We start from the raw sequence: 11,359 nt of genomic DNA on the forward strand, positions 1-11,359 counted from the left end.
ATTAATATGACGCAGTTTATTTTTAAATATCCTATCTCAAAAACGTTTTTTTTGGATTTATTTTTTCAAAGTTGCCGAAATAAGTTCCAAAGCTTTGGCTATATGCACGTTGATAGTCTTCACTGAAATGTTCAGCATGGCAGAAATTTCTTTATAGGGGAGTTTCTCGATCTTTGCAAGTACAAAAACCTGCTTGCAGCGGGGCGGCAAACTGTTGACGGCATCATCGATTCGCCCCATCTCTTCTTGGCTAATCAACCGTTCGTCAGGAGTCTGTAGATTGGCAGGAATGACATGATCTCCCAGTTCGTCCCACGAAACCGGAGAGACAGAAGCATTATTCTTGCGCAAATAGGATATGGCCTTATTGTGGGTGACGGTCAGCAACCAGACTTTCATTCTTTTTATCTCCGCCAGATTGCCTCTGTTTTGCCAAACTTCAAAAAACACATCGCTCACTACCTCTTGGGCCTCCTCCTTGGAGCGAAGGAGGTAGCGTGCATAATACAACAAGTCATCGGAATATGTTTCGACAAAGCACTTGAAAGAGCGCTCATCCATATCTGTTATATTATCGTGTCGATGCATTTAAGTATATCTTCCTATTTATTATGCGCAGATGTACTACCTTATATTATTGCTAATTATGCGAATCAACAATTGATAATCAGTGTATTAGAAGAAAAAACCACTCATTATTCTAATTATAATTCCCAAGGAGAAGGAATCAAATACTGATTCGCATTATTAATAAGATTTTTCATAATTATACTTCTTTTTAATATAATCCTATAATATTTTGCAAAGAAAGATTATTTATAGCAACAGTCTGGTATTTATTAAGGTAAAAAAATACCGATTCAAGTATATCTTACTGCGAATTATTTACACTATGAAATAAAGACATAAATTTGTAATTTCAAAAATAAATGAGAATGGAACTGCAACATGCAAAACTGATTGCCGCTATGGTGGCGTATGACAGATGGGACACTCCTCGTATCCAGCATTTTATGAAAGTGCATAATTTTGCTGCTACCATCGGTGTGTTGGAAGGATTAGATGTTGAAACATTATTCATCCTCGAAACGGTGGCCATTGTCCACGATATCGGAATTCATATCAGCGAATTGAAATATGGTTTGTGTGATGGCAAGCATCAGGAACAAGAGGGGCCTGCTGAAGCGGAAAAGCTATTAAATGCCGCCGGGACCTATTCACCTGCACAAATAGCACGTGTTTGTTGGCTCGTTGGCCACCATCATACTTACAAAAATGTAGAGGAGATAGATCATCAGATACTATTGGAAGCTGACTTTCTGGTAAACCTTTATGAAGACAAATTGCCGAAGGAAGCGATAGAAAGCGCGAAGAAAAAGATATTCAAGACAAAAACCGGCATACAGCTTTTAGAGAATATGTTTGATTGTCGAAAATAATCTGAACTCATTTCTGCTGATAAGAACAAAATGAACAAGAAATTACTATACCTTTTTCTTCTGTTGCAAGGACTTCAGTAATTGTATGCCGAAGTCCTTAAAAAATCCGATAAATAAAGATAATTAAGTCAGATATGACTCTTATCTGCAATATTATATGAAAGACGAATAATGAGCACTAATGTTTAGTCTTTGTACTTTAATTGTTCATTTTGGGGATTTAATTCAATTCTTCTGCCATCGTACGTATTGACCTTCAACTCCGTCGAAAGGTTTCTCACCATTAAGTAGTCCCCCCCGTAACCATTTATCAAATAATGGATAAACCGTATTTATGCTCACCTTCTCTTGAGGATATACCTTTCCTTGTGAAAGTACAATGCCACAAGGCATTCCGTTCTTACCTACATTCACTCCGCTATTTCCATTTGTCCCACCATAAGCGGCATATATACGTTTGCCATTTACTTCTATGAAAAAACGGACACCATTAATCATATTTCCCACTACTGTTTCTTCCAGAAGTTCCTTAGCTTCGAACTCATCTGTTTCTGCATCCGTGGATTCTGTATTGATGAAACCTTTTTGGCTCTTAAACAATTCTTTTCGGACGTTTAATACCTTTTGTTCGCTTCTGTCCGGTAAAACCATTCCAAAATCAATAATTGTACCATCGCTACTTCCTAATGCGATGGGATACACGGTGACTTTTTCCAAAGTATATCCTTTATTTCCACTCCCACTTTTAATTGTCTTTATCCACAACACACAATCATTATAATCATTGTCCCCATTTTCCGTGTCTTCAAACATGACCATGTAGTTGGTCTGCCAAACAGTCATAACATCTTCAGGCAATAAATATTCAGAAGCAGCCCTAGTTTGTACAGCAGGTACATAACTGATCTCAATGTCTTCAAAAATACCTTTTTCCAACGGTGCTGCCACACGGCTAATCATCAAAGTATCTCCGGAATCTTTGGAGGTAACCACGCTAAGCATCCCTGAAGCAGGTGCTGGGATTTACACCTCTTCGAAAAAGTCGAAGCGGGAGATGTCTATTGGCTGATACACAGACACATCCTTTATGCAAGAACTCGTAATTAAAACTAATACAGCCGCTAATAATAAAAACTTCTGTTTCATAATTATGCCCCTTTTTAATGTAATCTTATAATATTTTACAAAGAAAGATTATTTATAATAATAGTATGATACCCATTGAGGTAAAAAAAATACCAATTAAAGTATATCTTAACATGAGTTACTTATACTATGAAATAAAGACATAAATTTGTAATTTTAAGAATAATACAGTTTTTAGAGGATATATTTGATAGTCGAAAATAATCTGAACTCATTTCTGCTGATAAAAATAAAATGAACAAGAAACTATTATACCTTTTTTTTTCTGCTGTCGGCACTCACTCCGTTGCTGCTGGCACAGAATAATCCGTATAAGATAAAAGATGGATTGTACGCCTATCAGCAGCAATGTGTCAAAAACATTAACAGCCCGCGTGTGCTGTTAATGGCCGATACGCTTTTCACTTGTGCCGGACGGGAAGGAGACCAAAAGGCGCAATGCCTTGCCATGAACCTGAAGTGCGACTATTATTATTACAAGAGGGATATACGGGCATTGATGCAAGCCAATGAACGTTTGCAGAAGTTTGCCGAACGCACTCCCCACCAGCAATATATATTTGGCTGTTGGGGAAGATTGATAACCCTTTATACTAAAGAAAAGGATTTTGACGCTGCCCTGGCTGAGTGTAACGCTTACCAGCAGAAAGCTATACAGCTGAACAATGCCTATGGCATAGGAAGTTCGTATCGTATGCTGGGTAACGTTTATTACACCAAACAAGATAAAGAAGCTGCCTTAGCCCAATTTCGCAAGACAGTGAAATATTATGTAGAAAATAATGAGAATAGGCAATTACCGGATGTCTACGCTGCAATGTCTCAATGTTTCCATTTATCGCAGCAAGATGATTCAGCCCTTTATTACGGCTATAAAGCACTAAAGGGGACTACTAGGATAATAGCCAAAATACCTATTTATGAAAACTTGGTTGCTTCTCATCTCAGCCTTAACGAGCCGGATAAAGCCAAAGCTTATTTATATTCTTTGGATACTATACGAAAAGATCATCCATTCGTTGGAGGCAATCTTTAGAATTATTTGACAGCTGCCGCTAGTTATTATATTAGTATTGGAGAGTTCGATCGCAGCCGTGCATTGATTGATTCTTTGACAGACTCCTTAGTCTTGTATAGTTATAAAAGAGATATGTATGCGGCAAAAAAACGTTTTGACAGTGCCTATATCTGGTTTAACGCTGCATACCTTTACGAGAGAGCCCAGTATAGAAAAGCTAATGCCAAAATCATGGCTGAATATGCCGCACGCTTTGACAACGAGCGTCTGGAACTGGAAAAGAACCGCCTTTCCCTGCAAAATGCCGAAATAAACCTCCAACGTCTCGCCAATGAGCACAAACTGGTATTGGCAGGCCACGAACGCGATAGCTTACAACTGACAACCACCGATCTGAAACTACAAAATAGCGAACTGGCACTGGTCAATCAACAGATGGAAACGGAACATAACCGTGCGGAAGCGGAGAGTCTGAAGGAACGGGCTATCGACGCTGAGCAAAGGAACCGGTTACAGAGTATTATTGTTAGCGTAACCGGGCTATTATTGCTGTCCTGCATTTACCACATCTACATGCGCCGCCAAAACTATCGCCACTTGCAATGGGAGAAGGAGGCTGCTGATGCCGCCCGGGAGGAAGCGGAACAAGCTCGCCAAAAAGCCGAGAATGCAGATAAACTGAAGTCCCTTTTCCTCCAGAATGTGAGTCACGAGATACGTACTCCCCTCAATGCCATTGTTGGATTCACCAGAGTACTCAATAGCGGAGAAGATATGGGGCTAAGCGAGGAAGAACGTAAAGAGATGTTAGGACTGATTGAGACTAATACGGAACTACTCACTACGTTGGTGAATGATATTCTGGACTTATCCAAGCTGGAGAGCGATACTTATATTCTCTGTCCGTCTTCGGTTAGGGTAAGTGAACTTTGCCGTAATATATTGCAGAGTATAAAAGAACGTGTTCCTGCCGGAGTGGAATTGCTTTTAGAAGAGCCGGAATATGCAGCGGACATTGTATTTACTACGGATGCAGCGCGACTGCAACAAGTCTTGACTAACTTTTTGACTAATGCTTGCAAATATACCGGGCAAGGAAGTATCACACTGGCATACAAGGTTATCGAGGAAAATGGAAGAATGCAGTTCTCTGTTACAGATACAAGATGTGGTATTCCTCCCGAGAAAGCGGAAAAGGTTTTCACCCGTTTTGAAAAACTCGATTCTTTCAAACAAGGAACAGGTATAGGGTTGAATATTTGCCGACGTATCGCTGACTTGGTGGGAGGAAGAGTTTTTGTTGATACTACCTATACGGGTGAGCTCGTTTTGTATTTATCCATCCAACGTTAAAAATGACAAAAGCAGGTGTTTAAAAGTATCAATGCCCGATGCTCCTCTTCACAGATAAAGGTGATTTTATTCTGTACTATCCTTAATTCATATTATTTTTACCTTAATTGATACCTCACTATTGCTATAGGTGGATTATAGGCTGATGGGCTTTGCATTTATTCAAAAAAATAAAGGTGAAATAATGAACAAATCAGAATCTTGAGTGTTAATAATAAGTGAAGGGGTTACACCTGATGGGCTGACAAAATAAGATTATTATGCAGAACAATTCAATTCATCAATAGGAAATCTGTACATGAACTATTTTTATCGATTTGATCTACTAGCCACCCCACCAAGATTCTCTGCTAGCTCTCCAATCAGGGCTTAAAAATGATAACTATATCTTTGCTTTAAATAGAGCACTGCCCTTTCCTTTAAGTAGATAGTAAAAACAACTGTGGCCGCAGTTACATTTATATTGTTAACTTAAAAAATTGCAATCATGAAAAACGTGATTCAAGCCTACCAAGGCCAGCCTTTCAGCGTGACTTTAGAGTCAATGCTTAGTTCCACTAATTGTGGATGGTGTTTAATGTCCATGTCAGAGCACGTTGTGCTCTCCGGGCAGACTAATGTTCCGGTAAGTCCCGGAATCGCTCCCGTTAATCAGAATTTCCATTTCATCGCCATTGACGGCTGTTTGACTCCAGACGAGGTTATTCTGAAATTCGGCTTGTTCAATTTTTCTCAGGTATGTTCTACTCCAATACGTATTGTTGAGTTTAAGGTCAACACTATTCCATTGGTGACTAATGATGCGGCAAACGCTTGTGGCGGGTGGACTCCAATCCGCAAACTGACCGAAGAAGATTTGCAGGTATTCAATGAAGCTATGGAAGGTTTTGTAGGTGTGGGCTACACTCCGTTGAACGTACAGTCACAGTTGGTGAAGGGAGTCAATTATCGTTTCCTTTGCAATGCCACTACTGTAACTCGTGAGCCTAAGACCTTTCAAGCTATGGTAACAGTGTACAAGCCTCTCCCGGGTGAAGGCAAAGCTCACATTACAGCTATTACATCTTTAGGAGATGAATTATCAAACTGCAAGGATGCCGCAGCCGTGGTTCACTTGGATGACTTGAAGGTGAATACCCACGACACATTGAAACAGTTTATAGCTACACTTGCTGGTTGTAAACTGGAGAAAGGCACTTACTTCTCGGGTACCGTTTACATGAAGGACCTTCCAACCGGTTTGGTTCAGGCAGAAGTGCAAGGAGTTGTTGGCTATATCATTGGTGACATGCTGCTGGATATGACTTTGACTTCTACCGATAAGTCTACTCGATGGACTTGCACATACAGAACCGGACATGGAATACCTGAATGGGTTGAAAGAAAGTAGTTCTGGATGCTGATAAAATCTGTTTAAATACGGATTCTTAATAAGAAAAGTGTCCGACATGAAAAGGGTCGGACATTTTTCTTCTCTTCCTAATAAAGAAATTAATTTTTTACTGAAGAATACTGCCAACCAACTTAATTATTTCACAAAATGGATTATAATACCAATATAGGTATTATAGCTAGCTTTATTGCATCCCTATCCGTGGGTAAGTGAAACTGATTATGTCATTGAAGAAGTCAACGGTTTTCAAGAAAGAACATCAATATGGAACGCAGCAAGCTTTAAAAACACTTAGTTTAACAGTCATATGGAAGATAATACAAATAACAAAACTCAAAGCAAAGACGCTTGTGAGAAACAAAAGACTACACCTACTGGGTGTAATGTCGGTCTTTGTAATATTGATGACGCGAGTGCTTCAGATTGTGCGTATTACAAAGAATATAAAGAAAAAAAGGAACAGATAAAAGACTTCAAAATAGGCGTTAATGATCGCCATGGAAGTAAAATAACATCAATCTACAATCGTACTTCAAATTATATCATTTATGAGATTGAAGATAAGGATATTGCAAATAGTTTGAGTCTGTCTATTGCAGAATGTGAGAAAGTAAAAAACATGGATGATAGTCTGAATATGCGCTTAAATTGTGTAAGAGATGAATTTGTTAGTGCCCAAGGAGTAATGAATAAACTATTACCAGACAGCATCTTTACCTTTAAAACCCGATTGGCAGGCTTGATAGCTAAGGCTTTAGAGACAAAATGTAATTCAAATGAAATGAGAGCTATTGAAAAATCAATAGAGGAGATGACAGAGAAAGTAAATGCAGAATATCGATATCAATGGAAAAGTAAACTAAAGTTCTCATTTTGTTCGGCAATAGTTTGCATGCTTGCCGTAATTATTGCTGCGGGATTATTTTATTGGAACTCACAAAATGGGGTGATCGATTCTATAAACACTATCATTCCTATCATTTTAATGTCTTGTATAGGTGGTTTTATTTCTATCTCGATAAAAATGAGAAAAGTCATTTTCCCGAGAGACTTTTCAGATCTGATGATATTTCTATTTTCTCTGGAACGTATGTTTTTAGCAATGCTATCGGGAACTGTTGTGGTAATAGCCATGAAAAGTGGTATGGTTCTTAGCGTTCAGACGAATATATCTTCCACTTACACTTATATGTTATTCGCAATTATTGCAGGATTCGGAGAACAGTTTGTTCCTAATCTACTGACCTCTCTCAGTGAAAAAATTGCTAAAAACAACAAAAATGTTGATTGAATATCTTGGTATCTGCCCAGCAGGGATTGAGAGGCGGAGAAGAAGTAATAGACGGATTTGCTTAATCAGAACAGAAAGATAGAAAAATTGAATGGTTTTAAAAATATAGTTCCTACGTTTAAAATCGGAAAAGACGAATAGTTAGCCTTAGCACTAAAAAAGCTATACCATTTTAGTTAACTTTGTATATGGAGCACACATTATTAACTAACAACGATATAGCTTATGAAACGTGTACAAAGTAACACATTAGATTTTAGTGGGCAAAATATTTATGTAGGAATTGATGTCCACCTGAAAAGTTGGTCGGTTGCCATCCTGTCAGAACATTCCGTTCTGAAGAGATTCAGCCAGAGCCCGGAACCGGAAGCCTTGCATAAGTATTTGGCGAGTAATTATCCCGGAGCAAATTATTTCTCAGTTTATGAAGCCGGCTTTTGTGGTTTCTGGATACATGAGAAATTAACGGATTTAGGGATCAACAATATAGTAGTCAATCCTGCTGATGTCCCAACGATGAGCAAGGAGAAGTTACGTAAGACCGATGCGGTAGATTGCAATAAACTGGCCCGTGAGTTACGTTCCGGTTCATTGGAAGGTATATATGTTCCAGGGGCGGAAACCCTGGAAATGCGTTCTTTGATAAGACTGAGAAACTTAATCGTAAAAGACAGCACACGTGCCAAGAACAGAATCAAGTCATTGCTTCGTTTTCATGGCGTGGAGATTCCTGAAGAGTTTACCCGATGCTCAATCGGTTGCTGGTCAAAACGCTTCTTGAATTGGTTGCATAATCTTGAGCTTTCTACGGAATATGGCAAGAAGACACTTGAACTTCACCTTGAGCAGTTTATCCGTTTACGCAATATGTTGTTGCAGGAAACACGTGCCATTCGTGAAATATCACGGAAAGAACCTTATCAAAAGCCAATACGCCTGCTGACATCGGTTCCCGGGATAGGGATTACAACCGCCGCCACGCTGATGGTGGAGATTGATGATATAATGCGGTTCAGAAATGCCGATCATCTGGCTTCCTTCATCGGTTTGGTTCCCATGTGCCACTCCAGCGGTGACAAAGATGCGGTTGGTGGTATTACTGTCCGTCGCCACTTTATGCTCCGGTGCCTGTTGGTGGAAGCAGCATGGATTGCCATCCGAAAAGATCCGGCGATGACATTGGCTTACAATGAATATCGAAAGCGGATGAATCCGCAAAAATCGATTGTAAAAATTGCACGCCGATTGGTAAACAGGGTCTATTTTGTTCTTAAACACGAAAAGGAATATGTGCCATGTGTTGTCAAATGATACAAAATCCTATAAGGTAAAACAGCTTTCTTTTAAGAGAAATACTATCATATTTATGCGGCTTTGAAGTCCGCTCAAAAAAGTTTGTAACTCTCATTAATGGTTTGACTGATAAAGGAACTTGCAGCCCATTCAGTGGTGTCTGCTGTGGAAAGTTTGTTTTACCATAGGATTACGGTTAGGTTTTCTTAGCCATATCAGACAGTATCAGTAATACAAAAAAGAGAGGCAGATAACCGCCTCTCAAAGTAGCGTTACTGCGTACCGTCAGGATGTTTATTGCTGGTAGGTTGCTCCTCAGCAGAGCCCACTTCCTCTTAACATCCTGATACAAAGATAATAGATAAAAGTTAATTAATAATGAATTGTCCAACTTTGTTTGGATTTTAAATGGAAAGTAGCGTTACTGCGTACCGTCAGGATGTTTATTGCTGGTAGGTTGCTCCTCAGCAGAGCCTACTTCCTCTTAACATCCTGATACAAAGATAATAGATAAAAGTTAATTAATAATGAATTGTCCAACTTTGTTTGGATTTTAAATGGAAAATTAATATGAACACAGTAGATTGTATGGTTTTAGAGATTCTTAGTCCACCTTATGAAGAATGTGGATGTTGGTGTGTAGACGTAAAATATAACTCATGGGGAAGCATCTCCGATGGTACGGTTTACGTATTCAGTAAAGAAGAAGCAGATAAAGTAACAATCGGCTATGTATTTCAAGCATAGCCCTAAATCATCAAAAATTGTATGAGTATTGAAGAAGTAGTAAAGAAGCACCTACAAAAGACACATTGTAAAAGATGTACAGAGAAAAAATATTGTGCATTTGACATAGCCAAAGATTGTCCGAACCTATTAAAAGAATACCTCAAAGTAGCAATGTTAGGTGCTGAATGGGCTTTAACACACCAATGGGTAAAGGTGGAAGAAGAGTTACCTGATGCAAAAGAACTGGTACTTTGTGAGATGAAATCAAATGGAGCGATAGTAAGCGGATATATCTCCCTTAATGATAAAGGTATACCGCAAGTATCGACAGACCCCTCCTTTGAATTTGCAGATTATGAGTATTACGAACCGATCAGGTGGATGAAAAAAACTAGAAATTCCTGATCACGGGTAAAAGAGATAATGCCATAATGAACTTTGCTATAAACCATTATACCAAATATATAACCAAGAAAAAGGAAGAAATTTATGGAACTGGGAAATCAAGAATTGACTGCCTTACTAAAAGAGGATAAGGATGGTTCTGAATTGTGTTACTGTTGTAACTGCGGCTGCTATTTAATTGATAACAATCCACAGTTCGGAGCCACAAAATATGACATAGATATTGCAAGTGGAGAACTGGAACAGTTTTCGGAACCGGCAGACGAAGATTCGCCAGATGAGGAAGACTATTTCTGGGGATGTCCTAATTGTGAAACGGATGGATTTCTTATAGATGTTTAAAGAGTGTGTTTATATTAGAGCCAGTTAAAAAACAAAGGTAGACCGGAGCATAAATAGATTGAATGAGACATTCAACCATTATGCCAACAAATTTACTAAAGATTCTACAAAACAAGAAACTATCAGAGAAAGTAAAACAACAAATTCAATATCAACAAAAATGAAAAAGTTCAAAGGTTTTATTAGTGCTGGAGAAGAAAGTTATGCCTATTACCGGGCACAGTTAAAAAGACATGGTGCAAGTCAGCTCAAAGGTAAAGAGCCGGACACTGAATATGAGTTCAACCACGTCTATATAACATTCAAAGCCAGTTTTGCTACTGCTCGTCGCATACTATTGGACGAAGGACTATCAGATGCAGTGTTTTTCAAGGATTTCCCAATGCACAAACTGGTTAAACCTTCAAATTTCAACAACATAAAAATCATTCAGCATTCTGAATTCAACCCTATGTTGCATTATCATACGGATTCCCGTATAGGCTGGCAAGCAAAAATGAGTATTACGACTTATATATCCACTTATTCCCAACACAAAACAAGATGGAGTGAGTCATTGAAAACATCAGGATTCGCCAGCGCGGAATATGTCTGTATAGAAGATTCCATGATTAGCCTTTATGGTTACAATACAATTCACGAGCTATATCCATATATTGCCAGTTGGAGTAGTAGTAATTTTTGGCCTATATACTATCTGGATACAATAAATACTTTACAACCTGTTTTATCCCGGTCATTAAGAAAGTACATCAATGAACATATGGATATAGCTTTGGATACATCCGAGAAGAATCCATTGACACAAATCCTGGATGAACTGATTGAATCAGATTTAAGTAATATCCCTGAATTAATGAAAATATTTAATCAATCAGGAATGTATGATTCAAACCAATATGTATTAAGTAGGACTTTGTCACAAATCGTCGGAAGCATGTTTGCTGGGC

The 11,359-nt window shown here is 38.6% G+C and carries 12 protein-coding genes; 10 read left to right on the forward strand and 2 right to left on the reverse strand.

The features are described from left to right. Window positions 1-57: 57 nt before the first annotated feature. Complete coding sequence (locus tag BN161_RS12705; RefSeq protein ID WP_044266713.1) at window positions 58-588, reverse strand: RNA polymerase sigma factor; 531 nt, start codon at window positions 586-588, stop codon at window positions 58-60. Between the two features lie 347 nt (window positions 589-935). Between BN161_RS12705 and BN161_RS12710 the strand changes: the two genes are divergently transcribed. Further along, the gene (locus BN161_RS12710) at window positions 936-1,439 is read left to right on the forward strand and encodes an HD domain-containing protein (protein ID WP_044266715.1); all 504 of its coding nucleotides are present in this window, start codon (window positions 936-938) and stop codon (window positions 1,437-1,439) included. Window positions 1,440-1,664: 225 nt separating this feature from the next. Here BN161_RS12710 and BN161_RS12715 read toward each other — a convergent pair whose 3' ends face one another. Beyond that, a complete protein-coding gene (locus tag BN161_RS12715; protein WP_167332530.1) occupies window positions 1,665-2,432 on the reverse strand; it encodes a DUF4842 domain-containing protein in 768 nt (255 codons plus the stop codon). A 529-nt stretch (window positions 2,433-2,961) separates the two neighbouring features. Between BN161_RS12715 and BN161_RS12720 the strand changes: the two genes are divergently transcribed. From BN161_RS12720 to BN161_RS12755, 9 genes are all read left to right on the forward strand, one after another. After that, a complete protein-coding gene (locus tag BN161_RS12720) occupies window positions 2,962-3,621 on the forward strand; it encodes a tetratricopeptide repeat protein (protein WP_125910810.1) in 660 nt (219 codons plus the stop codon). Window positions 3,622-3,735: 114 nt separating this feature from the next. Next, window positions 3,736-4,956, forward strand: coding sequence for a sensor histidine kinase (locus BN161_RS12725; protein WP_125910811.1), 1,221 nt, complete (start codon window positions 3,736-3,738; stop codon window positions 4,954-4,956). A 487-nt stretch (window positions 4,957-5,443) separates the two neighbouring features. After that, entirely contained in the window at window positions 5,444-6,346 is a 903-nt protein-coding gene (locus BN161_RS30105) for a hypothetical protein (protein WP_074435135.1), read from the forward strand. Window positions 6,347-6,656: 310 nt separating this feature from the next. Continuing rightward, entirely contained in the window at window positions 6,657-7,640 is a 984-nt protein-coding gene (locus BN161_RS12735) for a hypothetical protein (protein WP_044266723.1), read from the forward strand. Between the two features lie 225 nt (window positions 7,641-7,865). Next, complete coding sequence (locus tag BN161_RS12740) at window positions 7,866-8,951, forward strand: IS110 family RNA-guided transposase (RefSeq protein ID WP_044266725.1); 1,086 nt, start codon at window positions 7,866-7,868, stop codon at window positions 8,949-8,951. Window positions 8,952-9,503: 552 nt separating this feature from the next. Continuing rightward, window positions 9,504-9,680, forward strand: coding sequence for a hypothetical protein (locus tag BN161_RS29845; RefSeq protein ID WP_167332531.1), 177 nt, complete (start codon window positions 9,504-9,506; stop codon window positions 9,678-9,680). A 21-nt stretch (window positions 9,681-9,701) separates the two neighbouring features. Next, entirely contained in the window at window positions 9,702-10,067 is a 366-nt protein-coding gene (locus BN161_RS12745; protein WP_044266727.1) for a hypothetical protein, read from the forward strand. Between the two features lie 84 nt (window positions 10,068-10,151). Further along, window positions 10,152-10,409 (forward strand): hypothetical protein, encoded by a 258-nt coding sequence (locus BN161_RS12750; protein ID WP_044266731.1) that lies wholly within the window; start codon window positions 10,152-10,154, stop codon window positions 10,407-10,409. Window positions 10,410-10,467: 58 nt separating this feature from the next. Further along, on the forward strand, window positions 10,468-11,359 hold an 892-nt coding region (locus BN161_RS12755), incomplete at its 3' end, for a hypothetical protein (protein WP_044266734.1).

Origin of the sequence: Bacteroides timonensis, from assembly GCF_000513195.1 — a bacterium.
GTDB lineage: Bacteria > Bacteroidota > Bacteroidia > Bacteroidales > Bacteroidaceae > Bacteroides > Bacteroides timonensis.